A 21,507-nucleotide genomic window follows, 5' to 3' on the forward strand; every position below is an offset into this window, starting at 1 on the left:
AAATATAAAATTTATGTTATATAATGACGTGGTTTTACCAAAAAAGTAAGATAGAAAACATTTTTTACAAGTCGTTTTTTATTCTCCATGAATCAAGTGAATAAAACAGAAAAGACATTTGCACTCACAACACCGCTATATTATGTAAACGACTTACCCCACATCGGCAGTGCTTATACAACGATGGCAGCGGATGTGGTGGCGCGATTTCACAGACTTTTAGGGCATAAGGTTCTACTGATTACGGGGACAGATGAGCATGGGCAAAAAATTCAGCGGACAGCCGAGAGTAAAGGGCGATCGCCACAAGAATATTGCGATGACATTGTGCCTAGTTTTGTTTCTTTGTGGCAGTTGTTAAACATTCAATATGATCGCTTTAGTCGGACGACCGCTCCTCGTCATGAGGCGATCGTCAAAGAATTCTTCCAGAGACTGTGCAAAGCAGGGGACATCTACTTGGGACAACAACAAGGCTGGTACTGCGTCTCCTGTGAAGAATTCAAAGAAGAAAGAGAACTGTTAGAAGGACACCGCTGTCCTCTCCACCCAAATAAAGAAGTTGAGTGGCGAGACGAGCAGAATTACTTCTTCCGTTTATCTAAATATCAAGAGAAACTGCAAGCACTTTACGAGTTTCAACCGGATTTTATCCAACCACAGAGTCGTCGGAATGAAGTCCTCAACTTTGTCAATCAAGGGTTGCAGGACTTTTCTATTTCGCGGGTGAATCTAGATTGGGGTTTTCCAGTACCAACTGATCCCAAGCACACCCTTTATGTTTGGTTCGATGCGCTTTTAGGTTATGTCACCGCATTGTTAGAACCGGACGAAGAACCAACGTTAGAAAATGCCTTATCTAAATGGTGGCCGATAAACCTGCACCTTATTGGTAAGGATATCCTGCGCTTCCACACAATTTCCTGGCCCGCAATGTTAATGTCAGCTGGTTTGCCATTGCCAAGGCGAGTTTTTGTGCATGGGTTTTTGACCAAAGATGGTCAGAAAATGGGCAAAACTCTGGGTAATACCCTTGATCCCGTAGCTTTGGTCGAGCGCTATGGTAGTGATGCTGTTCGTTATTACTTTCTTAAGGAAATCGAATTTGGCAAGGATGGAGACTTTAATGAAAGTAGATTCATTAATGTTCTGAATGCAGATTTGGCAAATGATTTAGGTAATTTGTTAAATCGCACTCTAAACATGGTGAAGAAATACTGTGCTGGAAATGTGCCGCCAATCACAAATGAAGATATTCCTATTGACAATCCGTTGAAAGCCATTGGTTTACATCTTGGGGAACAGGTGGAAAATGCTTATAAAACGCTAGCTTTCAATCAAGCTTGCGAGGCTATCCTCTCACTGGTGCAAGCCAGCAATAAATTTATTGATGACCAAGCTCCTTGGTCATTGTATAAACAAGGACAGCAACAAGCGGTAGAACAAGTGCTGTATGCAGTTCTTGAATCAGTGAGACAAGCAGCGTATCTCCTGTCTCCACTGATTCCGGATATTAGTAGCGATATTTACCAGCAATTGGGCTACGGAATAAATTTTAATGAACAAATAAAAACTGCCATAGCCGCTCCTTTTGCCATTCATGGCACATGGGGGGTACTAACCAATCAACAACAGCTAGGTGAACCTCGACCAATCTTTAAGCGAATAGAACCTCCTAAAAACAATTAGTTGTTTCAAATTTCAATTACTGATTTTGTCTGGATTTATCGGGACTAAATTTATTTGTCCTGAAAGATTATCATAAGCGGCTCTAACCTTGCATCTAAAAGTAGACAATTAAGTATCAATTATTACATTTGATAAAAGAGGTATGACAACAATGTTGAATAATCTGGAAAACGACTCGATATTTACGCCAGAGCAAGTTTTAGAAAATCGGGGTCGTGTTGCCATATTTATTGATGGCTCAAATTTATTTTATGCAGCGCTGCAACTAGGAATTGAAATTGATTACACAAAGCTGCTCTGTAGATTAACAGCAGGCTCTAGACTGCTGCGAGCCTTCTTTTACACTGGAGTAGACCGCACAAATGAAAAACAGCAGGGTTTTCTGTTGTGGATGCGGCGCAATGGATATCGAGTCATTGCTAAGGATTTGGTACAGTTGCCCGATGGCTCCAAAAAAGCCAACTTAGATGTAGAAATTGCCGTCGATATGATGGCTTTAGTAGATTCCTATGATACAGCAGTGTTAGTAAGTGGGGATGGAGATCTGGCTTATGCAGTCAATTCTGTGAGCTATCGTGGTGTAAGGGTAGAAGTGGTGAGCTTGCGCTCAATGACGAGCGACAGTTTGATCAATGTTAGCGATCGCTATATTGATTTAGAAGCGATAAAAGACGATATTCAAAAAACCCCTCGCCAAAGCTATCCTTATCGACCATTATCCAGTATGGGTTTTTTGGAAGACCCTAGGGAAAGTGATGGTCATCTAGAAATCCAAGAGTAATGCTGCAGCAAAAAAGCAAAACAAGAAGAACGAAGAGTGAAGACAGAAAAATTTTTCTTGTTCTTTCTTCTTTATTCCCTCTTCTATCTTCTTTCCTGGTCATAGGACTCGTTGCTTGTGGCGGAAGCCAATCTCCGGTAGCGACCAAACCACCTTCTGAGACTCCATCACCACCAGAAAAAGAAAGCAATTTGACTTTCTCTGATGTCACCTTAGAGCAAGCAGATGAAGTTGGACGACCTGTATGGAAAGTCAGAGCAAAAAAGGCGAAATACACCAAAGAAAAACAAATTGGTGAAGCGGAAACTCCATATGGGGAACTTTACCAAGATGGCAAAGTTGTTTATCAAGTACAAGCTCAAACGGCAGACATAGCACAAGATGGTAAGCAACTTTTTCTCAAAGGAAAGATAATTGCTACAGACCCTCGCAATGGTGTTGTGTTGCAGGGTAATGAATTGGAATGGCGACCTAAAGAAGATTTGCTGATTGTTCGCAACCAGCTTAACGGAACCCACAAACAATTACAAGCGATCGCCCAAGAAGCACGAGTGACAACCCGTTCTGAACGCGTAGAATTTTCTGGAGGAGTGGTGGCAAACTCCTTGGATCCGCAATTACAAATGCGAACAGAGCATTTGATTTGGCAAATCAAAGAGGAAAAATTGATCGGCGATCGCCCTGTGCAAATGGATCACTATAAAAATAACCAAATTACTAATCGAGGTCGAGGAGACGCTGCTGAAGTCAACTTGAAAACAAAGATTGCTACAGTTAAGAAAAATGCCCAGATAGAATTACTAGACCCACCAGTGCAAGTTGCTAGTAATTCTATGACTTGGAATCTAAACACAGAAACAGTCACCACAAATTCTCCTGTGCGGGTATTCCATCGCGCTGAAAATTTGCTCGTGACTGCTAATCAAGGTGAAATGAAGATACCACAAAAAACTGTTTATTTAACAGGTAACGTTTACGGTGTTGGCCAGCGTCGCCAGTCTCTCAAGTCTAATACCCTAACTTGGTATCTTGACAATCAATTGGTTGAGGCTCAAGGCAATGTGCTTTACCGCCAAGTAGATCCTGCATTCGCTTTTACGGGTGAAAAAGCCTCTGGTAATCTACAAGCAGAAACTATTGTCGTCACTGGTGGTAGTTCTGGCAATAAAGTGGTGACAGAGATTATTCCCCAAGAAGGGAAAAGGCAATAGTCATTTGTCGTTTGTCATTTGTCAAAACCAAGGACAAAGGACAAAGGACACATGACTAACCACCATATAACATCTCATTACGATTGGCTGCCCCTAATTGGGGTAATGTGTTGACGCTTATGTGGGGAGCAAGGGTAGCAGGGACACTTGAAGCAACTTGTAGTCGTTGCGAAAGACGTTGTAAGAATTGGTCTTGCCCTGTACGGAAAGCTGAAACATTCGTACCACGGTTAATAATAGCAAACCAGACCAAACCGCGATCGCGTGTGGGCATCACACCAGCCAAAGCACTGACATCGCGCAGAGTTCCAGTTTTCATGACAGTGGCAATAGGTAGGTGTCTGGAATGCATTGTTCCCCGATTGTCGAATCCTGAGACGGGAAATAAGTCAGCCAAACTCAACTGATGAGTGAGTGCTTCGTGTTGAATTGCCATTAACATAGCACAAGCTGCTCTGGGGGAAATGCGATTTTCCTGTCCTAGTCCTGAACCGTTGATTAACTGAATTTCTGATTGCGGTACCCTTGCAAGCGCTGCTGCTGTTGATTGTACTATCGGCGCTCCCCCTACTGCCTCTGCCAGCATTTGAGCCATTTCATTGTTGCTGAAAACGTTCATCTCCTTGATGATTTGCTTCAAGGGGAGCGAGTAGTGACGCAGCAGCAAGGTAGATTGGGGATTTGCTTGATCTTCTACTTTCACTCCAGAAGCAATGACAACTTGAGGCTTGGGAGTTCCTTTTGGCATCAGCGAGTGCTGGAAAGCGACTCCACGAGGCCAAGTGCCAGAATTCAATGCTTGTTTGAGCAACTGACCTGCTAGCAGTGGATTACGTTGGAAATTCATCGCAAAATTGCCAGTAATGACCAAATTTCCTGTGATCCGCTTAATACCCATTTTGTTGAGACTATTACCAAGGGCGATCGCTTCCTCCCAGACAAACAACGGATCGCCGCCACCAGTAATCACCAAATCGCCTTGTAAGACCCCATTTTGCAATGGTCCTGTCGCACTCACCAAAGTTTGAAATTGGTGATCTGGTCCAAAATTGTTTAAAGCAACCAGTGAGGTGGCTATTTTGGTTAACGAAGCAGCCGGCAGAGGAACCGTACCCTGGTGATTACCCATGAGCATAGGTCCTGATTGTATCCAAATTCCCTGGCTCTCGGTTTGATTTGCTGCCACTAATTTCAATGTTTGCAGCCCCTTGAGATATTCCAGCACTGTAGTAGCCCCAGCTGGATTTGGATCTGCGGTAACAACCAAGCCAGGGCTACCTTGCCAAGCCAATAGATCCAAAGGATTTATCGGCTTAACTTGTACCCCAGCCATTTCGAGCCAAAAAGAAATTAAACCTGAACCAAACAATTCCAGCATGCTTCATTCCTCTGTAGAATGTGCTACTTTATTTACTGTATTATTATGTAAGTGTTTCATGCCGCTAAGCATTGAGTCATGATAACTGGTGATTTTGCCTTGTGAAAGTGGGGCGCATAATAAAGTTTTTGTAGAAAGCATAACTTTCACTTCAAAATATCTGAAAATAGGGCTTTTCATCTCACACTGTTAGTTCATCTAATACTTAATGTCAGGGTATCTATTTCCGGGCTTGTAGTCTGTTGTTGCCTAGATTCCAATCTACATTTTCTCCTCAAAGATACACTGAGGTTCTTCCGGTGAAAGTACAAAGAGAAACTTTAGGGGAAGAGTGATTCTACTGTATTAAGAGAAGGAACGTAGAGTTCCAAAAAGAATGGATGATATGAAAGGAGGGAACAAAGAATGAAGCAGCAGGATGAAAAATGAAAATTTTATACTTCTTACTTCATTTTTCTGCCTTTTCGGACTTGCTCTTACCAAGACGGCAAGCTGTCTTGTAGGAGAATACACTCTTTTGCGTTTATTTCATCCTTCTCACTTCAGCCTTGAATTAACGAGCGTTTTGTCTATCCAACATCTTCCTGAGATAAGGACTTCAATCAGGCTATTTTTTTGATTTTAAGCAGCCATGTGCTTTTTGTACCAAAAAATGCTATATCACCTGAAAGCTACTAAATTTTATCTTCCGTGCCGTGATTTTACTCCTCAGTTATACAGGGAATTCATGCTATGTTGGGCTTGGCAGAGCCTCTGTTTGAAAGGATGAAAGAAAGGGTAAAGGACAAAGGATAAAGGACGAAAACTTTATACTTCATGTTTCACACTTTATACTTGATTTTTTTGCCTTCATCAGAACATCTACGACTTTCAGCGGAGGCATCTGGTAAAATTTGTAAGGTTTCTAGAAGCTCTGAGCAATGGGATCGACTTGCGTACGGATAGCAATTGACGCAATGGGAGGGGATCATGCACCCAGTGAAATCGTTGCTGGCGCACTGCGGGCACGAGAAGAATTGGGTGTGAAAGTATTATTGGTGGGCGATCCCCAACAAATAGAAAGCAAACTGCCGCCAAAAATAAATATGGCGCAGGTGGAGATCGTTCCTGCCCAGGATGCGATCGCAATGGATGAGGAGCCTTTAAGCGGCATCAGACGCAAACCGAAGGCTTCAATCAACGTAGCAATGGATCTGGTAAAACAAAAGCAGGCAGATGCTGTGGTTTCTGCTGGTCACTCTGGGGCAGCAATGGCAGCAGCTTTGCTCCGGTTGGGACGACTATCAGGAATTGACCGTCCAGCAATTGGTGCGGTATTTCCCACGATGGTAGCGAGTAAGCCAGTGCTAATACTTGATGTCGGCGCAAACGTAGACTGCCGTCCTAAATTTTTAGAGCAGTTTGCGGTTATGGGGTCGGTTTACAGTCAGTATGTCCTGGGTATTCCAAAACCATTAGTAGGTTTGTTGAATATCGGTGAAGAAGACAGCAAAGGCAATGACGCAGCTGTTCGTGCTCACCAACTGCTGCGTGAAAATTCCCGAATTACTTTTATTGGCAATGCTGAAGGGCGTGATGTCCTTTCCGGTCACTTTGATGTGATTGTCTGTGATGGGTTTATGGGCAACGTGTTGTTAAAATTTGCCGAAGCGGTCGGGGAAGTCATGCTGCAGATTGTGCGAGAAGAGTTACCCCAAGGATTGCACGGTCAAATTGGTACAGCAATTTTAAAACCAAACCTGAAGCGAATTAAGCAGCGTATGGACCATGCAGAACATGGAGGTGCTTTACTTTTAGGCGTTGACGGAATTTGCATTATCAGCCACGGGAGCTCTCAAGCACCTTCAATTTTTAATGCAATTCGCATGGCAAAAGAAGCTGTAGATAACCAAGTGCTGGACAGAATTCAGTCACAATATCAAAGCATTCAGCACGAGAGTGGTTAGCAGCAGTCACTAGTCATTAGTCATTTGTCATTAGTCAATTGGAATAACTCCAGACTAAGGACTAAAGACTAAGGACTAAGGACTAAGGACAACTATGCTGATAGCTTTGGAGATGCCAGAGTGCAAAATTTAGGAATAGCAATGACAGGAAGTGGGTCAGCAGTACCAGCAACTTTCCTGGATAACCAGTCACTCACAGAACTGGTTGAAACATCAGATGATTGGATTACCACAAGAACAGGAATTCGTCAACGGCGGTTGGCTTCTTCAAGTGAAACCTTAGCTGAGCTTGCCACTACTGCTAGTCGGCAGGCGATAGCGGCGGCTGGAATCAACCCACAAGACTTGGATTTGATTCTACTAGCAACCTCTACTCCTGATGACTTGTTTGGCACTGCTTGTAAAATCCAGGCTCAATTAGGAGCCACCAAAGCGGTAGCCTTTGACTTAACAGCAGCCTGCTCTGGCTTTGTGTTTGGACTGGTTACAGCTGCCCAATATATCAGGACTGGCGTTTATCAGAACGTACTCCTGATTGGAGCCGATATCCTGTCTCGTTGGGTAGATTGGCAAGACCGAGGTACTTGTGTATTGTTCGGTGATGGTGCTGGGGCTGTCGTTATACAGGCGAATGAGAAAGATTGCTTGCTGGGATTTGAACTCAGAAGCGACGGAACTCAGAACAACTGCCTTAACCTTGCCTACACACCTGAACCCAAAGAACTTACCCAAGGCGTCAACGTTGGTAAAGGCAACTTCCAAGCCATCACTATGAACGGCAAAGAAGTGTACCGCTTTGCTGTACAGAAAGTGCCAGAAGTTATTGACAAAGCTTTGTTCCGCGCTAACCTAAGTGTTGACCAAATAGATTGGCTACTCTTGCATCAAGCAAATCAGCGTATTCTCGACGCTGTGCGAGAGCGCCTGAACATTCCAGAACAAAAAGTTATTAGTAATCTTGCCAACTACGGCAACACCTCTGCCGCGTCGATTCCCCTTGCCTTAGATGAAGCAGTGCGGCAAGACAAAATCAAACCGGGTGACATCATTGCCACCTCTGGTTTTGGTGCTGGACTGACTTGGGGTGCAGCAATCTTCCAATGGGGAAGATAGGGATTGGCGACTCTTAACTGGCGATTGGGAACTAGGTTTTTTCATACCCAATCGTTATTTTCTAGTAGCTGATCCCCACTTCTCAAAACTAATGACCGAAAAAGAAAAGGATACGAGCCCCTGAATTTATTCATGGAGAAGAAAAAATGCACAAGCTAATTATTCAAGCCCCCGGATTTATCCGTGGGGTCTTCAATGCGTGAATTTTGAATTTTGAATTTTGAATTCCCCGAAGGGGTTGACCAATGACTAAAACTGCATGGGTGTTTCCTGGACAAGGTTCGCAGTCCCAGGGAATGGGAATAGACTTATTAGATGTCCCATCCGCGAAAGACAAATTTGCCAAAGCCGAGGACATATTAGGCTGGTCTGTGATTGAAATCTGTCAGAATGCCGAAAAGTTATCGCACACTCTGTATACACAGCCTTGTTTATACGTTGTAGAAAGCATTCTTGCTGATATTTTACGAGAAAAAGAACAACCAAATTTAGTTGCAGGTCACAGTTTAGGAGAATACGTCGCTCTGTACGTGGCTGGCGTGTTCGAGTGGTCAGCTGGGTTGCGCTTGGTGAAACGTCGTGCCGAACTTATGGACAACGCCGCAGTTGGCGGGATGATGGCGGCTTTAATGAATTTTGATCGCGAACAGTTGGAAAAAGTGATTGCCGAAACTCCCGACGTGGTGCTGGCAAACGATAACAGTCCAGCTCAAGTGGTCATATCAGGTACACCCCCAGCAGTAGAAGCCGTGATGTCCCAAGTCAAGGCAAAGCGTGCTAAGCCCTTGAATGTTTCTGGAGCATTTCACTCACCCTTAATGGCTGCTGCTGCTGCTGAATTCCAAAATATTTTAGAATCTGTCAAATTCCAACAAGCTTTTGTACCAGTATTATCAAACATAGAACCAGTTCCCACTGTTGATGCGACTGTTTTGAAACAGCGCTTGATACAACAGATGACTGGGGGAGTGAGGTGGCGAGAAACTTCACTAGCACTACCAGAAATTAGCATCGAGCGAGTGGTAGAAATTGGTCCTGGTAACGTGCTAACTGGTTTAATGAAACGTACTTGCCCTGACTTAATTTTAGAAAATATCCGCAGTTTAGCTGATTTGGCAATTTAGTTAGTTGGAGCGTTGATAGCTGGTAGTTGGTAGTTGTTAGTTGTAGAGACGCTTTCATTCAGTGCGTCTGTACATTTGTTAGTTGATAGTTGTTGACCAATATCCACTATCCCCTATCCCCTATCCCCATCCCCTATCCCCTATCCCCTATGTCTCAAAGCCGCGAACCGTTTGCCAGTCTGTTACTCTACCACGCCTTGAAGTGGTCGGTGGTCAGTCCCATGTTCCACAATTACTTTCAAGGAATGATCTATGGTGCCGAAAATGTCCCTAAAACCGGACCACTGGTTATAGTCAGCAATCATGCGAGTAACTATGACCCACCCATTGTTTCTAATTCCGTACGCCGTCCAGTGGCATATATGGCAAAGGAAGAACTGTTTAAAATCCCGATTTTCAGTAAAGCAATTCAGTTGTACGGTGCTTATCCGGTAAATCGGGGTAGTAGCGATCGCACTGCTATCCGTGCGGCATTGAAGTACCTTGATGATGGATGGGCTGTAGGTATTTTTTTGCAAGGGACTCGCACGCCAGATGGACGCATTACAGACCCTAAACGGGGTGCAGCGCTGCTCGCAGCTAAAGCAAAAGCCCCAATTTTGCCCGTGTGTTTGTGGGGAACCCAGGCGATCGAGCAAAAAGGTTCGATAACTCCTCGTCCAGTTCCAGTAACAGTGCGAATTGGCGATTTGATTGATGCTCCCAGTTCCACTGATAAACACGAATTGGAGGCGGTCACGCAAAAGTGTGCAGCAGTGATTAACGCGCTCCACGATTTGGGAAGATAATTTGGAAAAGCCGGAAAATATGCTTAAAGGAAGTGGCAAGAGCCGCTCATTTTGTGTCAATTTAAAACCATGCGATTTTGGATTTTAGATGTTAAATCGCTAATGGGCTTAGATAATTGCTAATAATTATCTGAAAATCAGTAGATTTTTTACGTCCACCACCGGGGAAAAAGACCACAAACCCCTAATCTAAAATCTTAAGTTCAAACTTATGCTTGTTCCACGCTGCTGGACGCAATTAATCATAATTAGGCTCTTTTTAAAGCATACTTCCTAAACAGTATATGAGCGGTTTGGATGCCAACAATTTCTGGAATCGCCTGAATAATCTGGCGTTAGTTCGTTTTTTGCTTTTAGTTGCTTCTGGCTGGGCAATTGTACTACTTCTAGATTACTTTCAATCAGTTATCGTTATTTTCACATTTGCTACTATTCTAGCTTTTTTGTTGAGCTATCCCGTACAATGGTTACGGCGTTTTTTGCCTCATGGTATAGCGGTTGTCGTAGTTTTTTTGTTAAGCATTGTCATTCTTGGTGGTCTGACAATTACTGTAGGGTTAACAGTGTTATCTCAGGGACAACAATTAATTGACAGTGTTACTGCATTTTTAAATTCTTTAATACCGTTTATAGAGCGAGTAGAGGAAATTTTTCGTAACCGTAATTTACAAATAGATTTAAGTGCGCTCGAAGAGCAATTGCGAAATCAAGCTATATCCCTACTTGTTAACAGTTTAAATATTTTTCAAAGCTTTCTCACTAACTTTGCGACTTTTATCTTGATTGCAGTCGTTGCTTTTTTTATGTTACTAGATGGCGAAAAGCTTTGGCATTTTGTTATAAAAATAGTACCAGAACGACGACGAAATCGATTTACAAAAATAACTAAGCGCATCTTTTTAGGTTTTTTTCAGGGTCAATTGATATTAACCTTGTTTCTGACTTCTTCGACTTTCATTGTTTTCTTGGTACTCAAAGTACCTTTTGCATTGATATTATCAGTTTTAGTTGGAATTCTTGACATAATTCCCGGGATAGGAGCCACTTTAGGAGTTGGTCTCATTACTCTAATTGTGTTATCACAAAGCGTTTGGATGGGGCTAAAAGTTTTGGTAGCTTGTATCATACTTCAACAAATACAAGACAACTTGATTTCACCTCGGATTATGCAAGGTGCTCTCAATCTTAATCCTGTTGTTGTATTCTTTGCTTTGCTTGTTGGGGCTAGAGTCGCAGGCTTATTAGGAATTTTTATTTCTATTCCTATTGCTGGGGTAATTGTTTCTTTGTTTGAAATTGATGAAATGAAATCAGAAATTGAGTAAGGAGGGTTGGAGGGGAGAAGTCTTATCCGAACCGTATTGGTTTATATTAAGTTTGTTTAAAATAGTAAGTAATGACTACTGACTTATGACTGATGAGTAATACAGATTTAAGAGTGCAATTAACAGAAAATCTGGATGAGGCGGAGTGGGAATGGTTAATTCCCCATGTACAACGAGATGCCGTGATTTTAGTGGCAGTAGAACTGGATTTAGTTGATGTAGGGGTGGCGATCGCTAGCGATAATACCTTGAAAGTGCAAACATGGATAGATGAGGCACTGATTACCAAACCCTCAACGGCACAAGTGGGAGAGTGGAACACTCAGCATGCAAAGCGGTTTAACACTCTGATTATCCAGCCTTATGTACTTGTACAAGAAAAAGCTGCTGCTTAACAAAATATAGAATGATGGCAACAAAGAAACCCAGTTTCTTAAAACCGGGTTTCTTTATAGAGTTTTTTAATTCATGAGAACCTTTGAAAAAACCAAATAATCTATTGAAAAGACAATACAGTTCAGTTAAGGATTGATCCTCCCTAGCCCTCCTTAAAAAGGAGGGAACTAAGCCCCCTTTTTAAGGCAGGGCTGTTTCATTCCCTAAAAGATGTAAAATGACAAGCGTCGAGGGGATGAGAATAATGAGTGCTAATCTGATTGAGCAACTGCGGCAGGTTAAAGACTTTAGAACCAAAGACGGGCAAAGGCATCCACTGTGGCTCGTGTTGCTGTTTGTAATTATGGGAACGATGAGCGGATATGTAGGATACCGTGCATGGGGAGACTTTGTAAAACGGCATCGTTGCGTATTAATTGAGACATTTAGGATACAAAGACATGGTGTACCTTCATACTCAACAATACGACGAATACTGATGGGAGTCGATTTTGACATAGTTGCCGCAATGTTCAATCAGTGGGCAAAAAACTACGTTTATTTGGATACATCTGATTGGTGTGGAATTGATGGTAAAAGTATCAAAGGAACGGTGGAAGACTACAAAAGTGAGTATCAAAATTTTGTAAGTATCGTGTCTGTATTTGCTGGGAAAAAAGGGCTTGTTGTCAGGCTGGACAAATTGGAAAATAAGCAAGGTAGCGAAATTACAACAGTTCAAAATTTGATTGCAGCATTGGATATCGAAGGTATTGTTTTAAGCCTAGATGCCCTACATTGCCAAAAAAAACTTGCAAGCTAATTATCGATCATGGCAATGACTACGCGATCGCTGTCAAGGCGAATCAGCGAAACTTATATCGCCAGATTCAACATAATACGACTCATACCAGACCAACAAGTCAATATATCGCAACCGAACAAACTCGAAACCGATTCACAACACGTACTGTACAAGTTTTCAAAGATTTAACGGGTATCAGTACCGAATGGATTGGTTTGAAGTCGTTGATTAAAGTTGAAAGAATTGGTACTCGTGCAGGAAAACCATATCATCAGGTTGCTTACTACATAAGCAGTCTGGTCAACTCGGCAGTTGATTTTGCCCACGGCATTCGTGGACATTGGCGAATTGAAAATTGTCTTCATTGGGTTAAAGATGTAATTTTTGATGAAGACCGTTCGACCATACGTATGGGTAATGCTCCTGCAAATCTATCCGTGATGCGAACGATCGCACTTAATATTCTGCGCCGAAATGGTTATTCTTCCATCACAGAAGCTCACCGATTTATATCCAACGATATTGACAAACTCTTTTGCCTTGTGGAATGAAACAGCCCTGCCTTTTTAAGGGGGTTGGGGGATCTTAACAAAACTAAACACCACTAACTGAACCGTATTGATTGAAAAGACACCAAATTTCAACTTGGCGAAGTATAGCAACAGCCAAGGTAGTTAGGACATCAACAGATGATAAAACCTAGACACAAAAAGACTTTTCACCCAGTCCCCAGTCCAAGCGTCCCCAGTCCAAGCGTCCCCTGCTATACACCAACTAAGTCTCAAAGTTAGGTATAAAGCCTGTTTTACTTCTGAATTCTGACTCCTGAATTCTGAATTCTGCTGTAGCTTTGCCTTTGAAGCAAAGTAACATTCCTTCACTGCTTGTTGTAAAATTCGTGAGCACCACCATAACCAGTTGCTACCCAAACTATAGCTCTGACTCCATCACGGATAGATTTTTCAATGGGTTCAGGAGAATTTTCAGAAGGAACTGCTACAGGTTTAAAATCAATCCCTCGACTACTTAAAACAATCTCACCGATCACTCTGGCGCGGCGCATATGGTAATCAGAAGTTACTAAATATACACTCTTTATGCCACTTTTTTTTAAATCATCGACTGTTGTGGTGAAGTTTTCCACAGTATTGTTTGCTCTGTAATCTAGGCGCAACCGTCTTGGATCAACCCCAAATTTAGCAAACACCTTTTTGGTTACCCTCGGCGGGCTACCCCCAGAAATCCAAATGGGTAAATTCGGGTGTTTGCGGGCAAAATCTGCTGTAAACTTCTCTCGCTCTAATTTAGATGTCGAACCACCCAAGACTAATATTGCTTGGGGCTCGACAAATTGGCTTTGAATTTCCTTATAACCCCACAACATCATCAGTGGTAGGGCTAGGAACATAAACCGAGAAGAAATACCTTTAAATCCTGTCTTTTTCAAGGGTCTATCACTTCGGTTGCTTGAACAGAATTTGATCGCCAGAAGAATAATAATCTAGATTATCAGAGTTCTGAAAAGTATAGCTACATTTGTATTTGACTATACTTTTTAGTTGCATGTGTCTATACCAAATCTGGTGTAGATACCTCCCCTAAAGACTGCTGATGCGGTCTTTTTTTGACAAGCCGCAACTTGCAACCGGATCTGGTGGAGGTAACAGACGCAGATTTGGTATCAACTGTGCCTAACTGTGCCTATAAATTAAGAAACATTTCTAGATTCAAAGCACAATTGTTTCCGCAACTGGAGCAGATACAAAGGTTTTTTGACTAGTTTATCGAATGTATCAGACAACGGGACTGGCCAGATTCGAACCGGCGACCTAGCGCTTAGGAGGCGCTCGCTCTATCCTGCTGAGCTACAGCCCCAAATAACTACTATTTTTGATAATAGCAGTTTTAGCGCGACTGCCAAGAATTGTCCCAGGGTCCGCCGCCTATTTCTAATCCACACAGAAAAGTACGTGCTTTCAGGATAATTTTTCTTTTTCCAATACCTAATTCTCGCAGTTCTATATTTAACTCTCCCTGCATAGTGTCACGACAGCAAAATATCAAACCTTTGGGCGTTGGCGCACGTAGAGGAGTCCCGGGTAAATTGGTAGTTCCTGTTACCTCGACCTCGTACTGCAAATTTCGCGCTTTCATTTGCCATCTACCCCAAGGCTGTATATCCCAGTGTACTTGGGAATTCCAGGGTACAAATTCATAGAACTTGCCTTGATGGTGTATGCCAATCATTGCGACAGATTCCATCCACCATAAAACACCGCGCCGTCCGCCACCAGCGGTCAGGGCGAGGTCATCTTCGCCTTCAAAGCTATTGCAGTTCATCCAAAACCATTTTTGGGGAAAAGCGCCTCCCCAATTTTTCTCGCTGTAAGCTGGGGCGTTAGTAAATTCGTAACGTTTGCCATTCCAGTCAATCCAACCGGAAGCCAAGCCATGCGCCATCAAAATTTGCCATCCGGGTTCAAAAATTTGCAAAAATGACAGCCAACCTGCTGTTGATTGTTGAATACTTCCTTTATCACCCCATCCGTAGATAGGATGGATTTCATACTGCCAACGACAGTAGCACCCAGTCGCAGGGTCGTGAATTGACCCCTGATTCAGGGTAGCTGTTGCTTGATAGCCTTCTTGCACATGGTGTTCAAACTCGGGTGGTGGTAGGTACAGAGGTTGAATCTGTAGATTTGTTTTACCCCAATGACCCAAGCTCAAAACGTCACGACTCGCCCAAAATGTGCTCACATCCGGAAAAGTCCGCCACAGATACTCATCGTTGGGACCGAGGATTTGTGCTGCACCACCACTGTGGGGTTTACCGCCAATGGGGTCTTCAATAGAATACATAAAGGCAAAAGTTTCACCTTCTGCGGGCAAAGTGACGCGGTAGTACCAACCTTCAAAGAAGCGACGACTACTACCGTCCCAGTGGTAACCGCTGTGGGGTGTTTGGGTTGAATGATCAGGGTTTGTGGGAATGGTTAACATAGATTTACCGTGGTGCAAAATTCCTCTGTATGAGCGATCGCCTTAACATAAATGATGCCTACTCTATTCTGGGACTGAAACCCGGTGCATCGCCAACAGAGGTTAAGCGAGCCTATCGTAAGCTAGTTAAGATTTGGCATCCTGATCGGTTTTCTCATCCGCAGAAGAAACAGGAAGCAGAACAAAAAATTAAACAAATCAACGAAGCTTACAACAAGCTTAAATCTGATTTGCCAAGTTCTGCACATCAGCCTAGTCAAACAAAAGAAACAAAAATTTATGCGAATCGCTCCAACGCCGAACTTTTCTACAACTCGGGAACAGAGAATGCAAAATTAGGAAGATACCAGGAAGCACTTACAGACTTTACTCATGCCATTCGCCTCAATCCTAACTACATCGAAGCGTACAAATACCGTGGCTTTATCTGCTCCCTACTTGGATATGAATATCGAGCCACCGCTGATTTAAATAAAGCTGCACAGATGGAAGGGAAGTTAAAAAATAAACAGGCTCATTCTGCATCACCATCATCAAGACACTCCACGAGAACCCGAGGAAGATCAAAGCTGAAAATCCTTTTAGAAAGATTTTTGCGGTGGGTAAAGTCCTTTTTCGGGTTCAATCGGCGCTGGCGGTGAAGTCTCTACCCATTGATGCACTTGTTTTTGTCATGTTCCATTGACATGGGACAGGATAAGCACAGATTCGAGAAATTTATTGGAAGAAGATGAGGATAGGCTTGTGAAACCGCGTTACGCACTCAAGTTGTTTTTTGATTCGAGGACCAAGCACAGCAATCTCCCTATTATGACCAAATTCCACTGGCTAGAAGTTAGCGAATACGCCTCCCTCTCTCTGTCTGCACTAGGATTAGTCACAGCGGCTGTCACTCAACAGATGATTTATGCAGCTGCTCCCCTGACTGTTACAGTTTGTTTGAACGCCGCGAATCGGGAAAGGTTAAAGTATTTGACGACTCAGCAACAACAAGCAACAATTGCCAAACTTGACCTACTGATTGACCCACTCCGACAGCGGCTTGCAAACTTTGATACTTTCACTCAAAAACTCAGTACCACAACCCAACAGCAGTTTGAGGAATTACGAAACAACCAGGAGCAAGACTTTAATGTTTTTACAGAGCAATTTGAACAACTTTATGGGTCTTTGCTAGAGATCACTATAAAAATTCAACAACAGATACAGGGATTACAGCAAACTCAGCAAGAACAAAATATTGATACCTTGAAACTACGCCTGATTGAACTTGATAACCTGACGCAACAGTTAAGTACAGCAACTCAACAGCAGATTGACCCACTTTATGAACGCCTTGCACAACTTGATGCGTTGACACAACAGGTGAGTCAATCAACTCAGCAGCAGATACAAGCATTACAGCAAACTCAGCAAGAACAAAATACTGGATCCCTCAGACAACGCCTGACTCAACTCGACACCCTCACGCAACAGTTGAGTACAACCACCCAACAGCAGATTGATCCGCTTTATCAGCGTCTTTCTCAACTAGACTCGTTTACACAGCAATTAAATCAATACACTCAGCACCATATACAAGCATTGCAGCGAACTGTGAACGAACTAAATGTCGATGGGATGAGACAACACCTGACTCAACTCGACGCCCTCACACAACAATTGACTACAAATACTCAAAAGCAGATACAGGAATTTCAGTATGCGATCGCCGTCATTCAGACGGAACTACAAGAATTATCTCAAATCAAGCAGCAATACCAAAATGTACCCGACCAAAATGTACCCGAAAAAAAGAAAAAACCAGAAGGTTTCAGCCCTCACCCAGGTCAACCAACGACTAAATCACCAGCACCCATCGCCCAAAAGAAGCAACGCACAAATTCTTCTCCACCCTTATCCCCAGTTACGGTAATACAAAGCTCGAATCAGGTAAATAACACAACAAATGAAGTATTGGCACCCATTGTAACGCCACCCACATTAGCGCCAACAACAGAGAATTTAACAATTGAAAACACTGTTAAACAACTTTCACATAAAGTGACTTCCGTGGCCTTTAGTCCCAACGGGCAAATATTAGCCAGTGGTTGTGATGACAAAACGATCAAAATATGGCATTTGGTTAACGAACCCCGCATCCTCAAGGAAACCGGGGGGGTTTTCCTGTACTGAAGCAGTCAATTCCCTAGCATTTAGCCCTGATGGCAAGATTTTGGCGAGTGGAAGTGACGACAAAACCATTCGCTTGTTGGATATCTCTATAGGGAAGGAAATCTGTACCTTCACAGGACATAAAGAAAAGGTTTATTCTGTTGCGTTTAGCCCAGATGGAAAAACTTTAGCCAGTGGTAGTAAAGATAAGACCATAAAGCTTTGGTCTATAGATACATATAAAGAAACATCTACACTCCACGGACATTGTGACGAAGTTTTATGCGTTGCTTTCAGTCCAGATGGCAAGATTTTAGCGAGTGGTGCTGCTAGGAAGGATAAAACTATCAAAGTTTGGTATCTGGCTGAAAATAAATTTTTGACTCTTAAAAGTCATTCTCAGGAATTGGGAGGAATTCATTCTATTGCTTTCCATCCAGATGGAAAGCAGATCGCAAGTGGTAGTACAGACAAGACAATTAAGATTTGGGAACTGTCAAGCGGTCAAGAACTCCGTACTCTGACGGGACACTCAGATGATGTGTCTTCTATTACCTTTAGCCCAGATGGCAACCAGATCGCAAGTGGCAGCAAAGACAAGACAGTAAAACTTTGGCAGGTAGATACAGGACAGGAAATCCGTACTTTCACAGAGATTGAACAGCCTATTTATTGCTTAGCTTTCAGCCCAGATGGTAAAACGCTAGCAGTTGGTGGCAATGGTGATAATAGTGTCATGTTATTGCCTTGCAATTGAGGCTGGCATAAAAGAGCTACAGTTTGCTCTTCTTATCAACTCAAACATTGGCAAATCGACTTCTCCAGTAAGTCGGTCGGTACAAATAAAGTTTACTTGTTAAGACAGTCATTAGTCATTGGTAAGAGTGTGCGGGTTTTAGAGGCTTTTACATTTCTTAACATAGCTCGATTTATTTCCGCCTGTCTACTTAACCCTGTCTACTTAAGAATGTAAAACAAGATTATATTTATAAGAAATTTTGGAAAATGTTAAGACGGATGAACCGTTATAAAAATTGGTAAATTTCTAGACCTCCATCCAGTGGGCAATGCTACTTTAAATATAGGCACCCAAAAGTTAGAAATTCATCTAACATCTTAAGTATTAGAGCCTGTGCCTCCCGCTCTAATCGATTCGCAATCATTTCTCAGTTGTTGTGTTTTGTATAATGTGTTTTCGCCTAAGTTGAGTGATGAGTTCTGGAGGTTTTTGAACGTATCAACAAAAATGCCTGCCTAGCTGGAATAAAGAACACACAATTGTGAATAGACTGGTTGCGAAAGTTGTCCACCTTAGTCTAGTTACTTTCCTCTGATTTTTAACTCTTCTAAATCGTCTCAACCAAATAAACCGCCGAAAGCCCCTGATAGATTCCATCGTAGCTTTCGGCGGTTTAATCGTTAATCGCCACTTAGAGTAATCACAGTCACTTCCGGTGGGCAAAACAAACGTCCTGGTGCATAGGTTCCCAACCCACGATTAATGTAGAGTTGGTTCGTCCCCACCTTATGGAAACCCTGCGCCCATTCCCAATGTTTCACGACTTTAGAACAGTCTGCTCGCAAAAATGGTATCCATCGCCGCAGTTTTCTGGGAAGTTTGCGAACCGCCTGCTTGTAGTACATCACCACAGGACCAATTCCTGGGAGTACAATTTGACCGCCGTGGGTATGACCAGACAGTTGCAAATCTACTCGCCATTTTTGCAAAATCTCAGCAGTATCTGGGTTATGCGAGAGTACGATACAAGGTGTAGTACCGTCTAGCTGATTCATCACAAGTTTGGGGTTAAATTCCCGTGACCAGTAGTCAGCTAGCCCGACGAGTGGTAATTCTTTTCCTAAAGGATATGCAATGTCATTCCAAAGAACTTTAATATCGATACTATCAAGTGCAGCTGTCACTTCTGCTTTTGAACGGCTGTAATGTAGATCATGATTGCCAAGTACGGCATAAACCCCAGCGCGACTTTCCAGGTGTTTGAGTCGTAGCACCAGCTGATGAATTGGTGATGGATCGTCAGTCACATAGTCGCCTGTTAAGACAACCAAATCAGGTTCAGCTTCGTTGCTGAGCGCGATCGCTTGTTCCAACATTTTTTCTGACAGCCGCTTACCGTCATAATGCAGGTCTGACATATGTACCAGCTTCGTATTTTGTAACGATGCTGGCAACCCTGCAATATTAACCGTCAACTTCTCGACGCTTAGAGGTCCAGATAACAACCAGTGCATTGCGCTGACATTACTCCTCCTACCAGCGTCTAACAGCTTAACAAATCATCTCTGAATGAGTATAGAATTCTGGACGACTTTTTGAAAAATTTATGAAAGTTTTTGTGAATGTTAAACTAAATCCCGTCTCAATCACAAAGTAATTTACGCTACTATAAGCTATACTGTATCTCCAAACCAAATCTATGGAGCTTGCTTACATAAAAGACTACAGCCACTTTCAACAGCACGTAGCAACACTTCTCCATAGGGCAGGTTGGACAGTGATAACTGCCAAATCAAATGAGCCTGGCTACGATTTAGTTGTTAAAAAAGGAAACTTAGTTGGCGCAGTTCATCTCAAGTGGCTCAGAAATAATGTAGCAGCACCACAGCTTTTAAAATTTGCCAACTTTTTAGATTCTGACGAAGGAAAAAACTTTAATTTTGGCTTATTTATAACAACAAAAGGTTTCAGCGGACCTACACTAGCTTTAATTAGATCTTGGGGTAAAGATACTAAAATTCGCTGTGGGATTGCTCAGGAAAATAAGCTTCTTGGAATTAATGGCGCTGATTACGAAGATAAAGTTAATCACCACAACTCAACTAAACCAGAAAAGATTTATTTTGGCATTTTTACCTGTAAAGGCGGAGTAGGAAAAACGACTATAGCAGGGCATTTAGCAGGAGCATTTGCACTACAAGGATTCAATGTGGCACTTGTAGATTTAGATCCAGAACAAAATTTGCAAAAGCTCGTGGGAGACGGTGTTTTTGTTCCTAATCCTAGAGGGATGGGAACGACGATTGAAGTATTTGATGGTAGGGATTGGCATGAAGATTCTGCTCGTGATTGTAAAATAGTTATTTGCGATTGTTCACCCGCGATTGAACGCAATCCAACACATTTAGTTGAAAAATTTCACTATTGCATCATCCCAACAACCTTAAATCCACTAGGGATAAACAAGCATGGAAAAGTGATTCGAGATACTGTGACAGAAATACGTCTCATCAACAAAAATGCTCACTTGTTTGTCTTAGTTAATAACTTCAAAAATCCCGGTTCTCAAAAATTAAGTCTTTTAAGAAAGGTTTATTTCGAGACGTATCAAGACATTATCAAAACAGATGATAAGTTTCATTGTATAGACCCACAAGAAGTTTGTATCCGCACTAGTGAACAACTTTATTACTGGGGAATACATATTCTAGAAAATCCAGAAAATCCATCCAGCCGATTAGCATTTGACTTGATTGGTGGAAAGTGCTACCCGCGTGATGATTTTATCAGCTTGGCAGATTATATAGAAAGAAAAGCTGGTATCGGAATTTTGCGAGATCAGTAGGTAGATACGTTGCAGTGCAACGTCTTACATTATGAATATGCGAATTATCTTATCTAAACAGAATTGCTTTTTAAAAGAAAAATCAAAAAACAAGTGACGTTTTATCTCACAGTGAACACATCTCTAACTGAGAATATGTTATGTGCATCTGTCTTTAGCAGCGATCGCCTTTTATGTCTGTAGCGGGGTTAATATCCAGTTCTTAACTTATTAAATGTTTATTAAGTGATG

At 42.4% G+C, this 21,507-nt stretch carries 17 protein-coding genes, 1 tRNA gene and 1 pseudogene; 14 read left to right on the plus strand and 5 right to left on the minus strand.

What is annotated here, in order from left to right:
* Positions 1–87: 87 nt before the first annotated feature.
* The 3 genes from metG to lptC all read left to right on the plus strand — a co-directional run bounded on the left by metG (position 88) and on the right by lptC (position 3,681).
* Positions 88–1,689: a methionine--tRNA ligase gene (gene metG / locus V5G28_RS13565; RefSeq protein WP_332988581.1), complete on the plus strand. Its 1,602-nt coding sequence runs from the start codon at positions 88–90 to the stop codon at positions 1,687–1,689.
* 151 nt (positions 1,690–1,840) lie between these two features.
* Entirely contained in the window at positions 1,841–2,470 is a 630-nt protein-coding gene (locus tag V5G28_RS13570) for a LabA-like NYN domain-containing protein (protein WP_096561115.1), read from the plus strand.
* Positions 2,470–3,681, plus strand: a complete 1,212-nt coding sequence (lptC, locus tag V5G28_RS13575; protein WP_332988582.1) for an LPS export ABC transporter periplasmic protein LptC — start codon at positions 2,470–2,472, stop codon at positions 3,679–3,681. The genes V5G28_RS13570 and lptC overlap by 1 nt, the downstream gene beginning before the upstream one ends.
* A gap of 55 nt (positions 3,682–3,736) precedes the next feature.
* Here the strand turns inward: lptC and V5G28_RS13580 are convergent, their stop codons facing one another.
* Positions 3,737–5,059, minus strand: coding sequence for a D-alanyl-D-alanine carboxypeptidase (locus V5G28_RS13580; protein ID WP_332988583.1), 1,323 nt, complete (start codon positions 5,057–5,059; stop codon positions 3,737–3,739).
* 920 nt (positions 5,060–5,979) lie between these two features.
* Between V5G28_RS13580 and plsX the strand changes: the two genes are divergently transcribed.
* From plsX to V5G28_RS13615, 7 genes and pseudogenes are all read left to right on the plus strand, one after another.
* Positions 5,980–7,005 (plus strand): phosphate acyltransferase PlsX, encoded by a 1,026-nt coding sequence (gene plsX, locus V5G28_RS13585; RefSeq protein ID WP_096561112.1) that lies wholly within the window; start codon positions 5,980–5,982, stop codon positions 7,003–7,005.
* A 120-nt stretch (positions 7,006–7,125) separates the two neighbouring features.
* Complete coding sequence (locus V5G28_RS13590) at positions 7,126–8,118, plus strand: beta-ketoacyl-ACP synthase 3 (protein ID WP_332988586.1); 993 nt, start codon at positions 7,126–7,128, stop codon at positions 8,116–8,118.
* 245 nt (positions 8,119–8,363) lie between these two features.
* On the plus strand, positions 8,364–9,242 hold the full coding sequence (gene fabD / locus V5G28_RS13595) for an ACP S-malonyltransferase (protein WP_332988588.1): 879 nt from the start codon (positions 8,364–8,366) through the stop codon (positions 9,240–9,242).
* A gap of 149 nt (positions 9,243–9,391) precedes the next feature.
* A complete protein-coding gene (locus V5G28_RS13600; protein ID WP_336230558.1) occupies positions 9,392–10,030 on the plus strand; it encodes a lysophospholipid acyltransferase family protein in 639 nt (212 codons plus the stop codon).
* A gap of 284 nt (positions 10,031–10,314) precedes the next feature.
* Entirely contained in the window at positions 10,315–11,355 is a 1,041-nt protein-coding gene (locus V5G28_RS13605) for an AI-2E family transporter (RefSeq protein ID WP_096561108.1), read from the plus strand.
* Positions 11,356–11,447: 92 nt separating this feature from the next.
* The gene (locus V5G28_RS13610) at positions 11,448–11,750 is read left to right on the plus strand and encodes a DUF2288 domain-containing protein (RefSeq protein ID WP_096561107.1); all 303 of its coding nucleotides are present in this window, start codon (positions 11,448–11,450) and stop codon (positions 11,748–11,750) included.
* A gap of 245 nt (positions 11,751–11,995) precedes the next feature.
* Positions 11,996–13,086 (plus strand): annotated as a pseudogene (locus V5G28_RS13615) (ISAs1 family transposase).
* A gap of 326 nt (positions 13,087–13,412) precedes the next feature.
* Here the strand turns inward: V5G28_RS13615 and V5G28_RS13620 are convergent.
* The 3 genes from V5G28_RS13620 to V5G28_RS13630 all read right to left on the minus strand — a co-directional run bounded on the left by V5G28_RS13620 (position 13,413) and on the right by V5G28_RS13630 (position 15,538).
* On the minus strand, positions 13,413–13,943 hold the full coding sequence (locus V5G28_RS13620; protein ID WP_096561106.1) for a YdcF family protein: 531 nt from the start codon (positions 13,941–13,943) through the stop codon (positions 13,413–13,415).
* A 393-nt stretch (positions 13,944–14,336) separates the two neighbouring features.
* Positions 14,337–14,410, minus strand: a tRNA-Arg gene (locus V5G28_RS13625).
* Between the two features lie 30 nt (positions 14,411–14,440).
* On the minus strand, positions 14,441–15,538 hold the full coding sequence (locus tag V5G28_RS13630; protein WP_332988592.1) for a tocopherol cyclase family protein: 1,098 nt from the start codon (positions 15,536–15,538) through the stop codon (positions 14,441–14,443).
* Between the two features lie 29 nt (positions 15,539–15,567).
* Between V5G28_RS13630 and V5G28_RS13635 the strand changes: the two genes are divergently transcribed.
* The 3 genes from V5G28_RS13635 (at position 15,568) to V5G28_RS13645 (ending at position 18,449) form a co-directional block, all read left to right on the plus strand.
* Complete coding sequence (locus V5G28_RS13635; protein WP_332988593.1) at positions 15,568–16,179, plus strand: J domain-containing protein; 612 nt, start codon at positions 15,568–15,570, stop codon at positions 16,177–16,179.
* A 169-nt stretch (positions 16,180–16,348) separates the two neighbouring features.
* On the plus strand, positions 16,349–17,713 hold the full coding sequence (locus V5G28_RS13640; RefSeq protein ID WP_332988596.1) for a WD40 repeat domain-containing protein: 1,365 nt from the start codon (positions 16,349–16,351) through the stop codon (positions 17,711–17,713).
* Entirely contained in the window at positions 17,634–18,449 is an 816-nt protein-coding gene (locus V5G28_RS13645; RefSeq protein WP_332988598.1) for a WD40 repeat domain-containing protein, read from the plus strand. The genes V5G28_RS13640 and V5G28_RS13645 overlap by 80 nt, the downstream gene beginning before the upstream one ends.
* Before the next feature lie 662 nt (positions 18,450–19,111).
* Here V5G28_RS13645 and V5G28_RS13650 read toward each other — a convergent pair.
* Positions 19,112–19,945 (minus strand): metallophosphoesterase, encoded by an 834-nt coding sequence (locus V5G28_RS13650; protein ID WP_332988600.1) that lies wholly within the window; start codon positions 19,943–19,945, stop codon positions 19,112–19,114.
* A gap of 185 nt (positions 19,946–20,130) precedes the next feature.
* Here V5G28_RS13650 and V5G28_RS13655 point away from each other — a divergent pair, with 185 nt between their 5' ends.
* On the plus strand, positions 20,131–21,276 hold the full coding sequence (locus V5G28_RS13655; RefSeq protein WP_332988602.1) for a nucleotide-binding protein: 1,146 nt from the start codon (positions 20,131–20,133) through the stop codon (positions 21,274–21,276).
* Positions 21,277–21,507: the final 231 nt, after the last annotated feature.

This window comes from Scytonema sp. PRP1 (assembly GCF_036697665.2).
Classification (GTDB): Bacteria; Cyanobacteriota; Cyanobacteriia; order Cyanobacteriales; family Nostocaceae; genus Kalymmatonema; species Kalymmatonema gypsitolerans.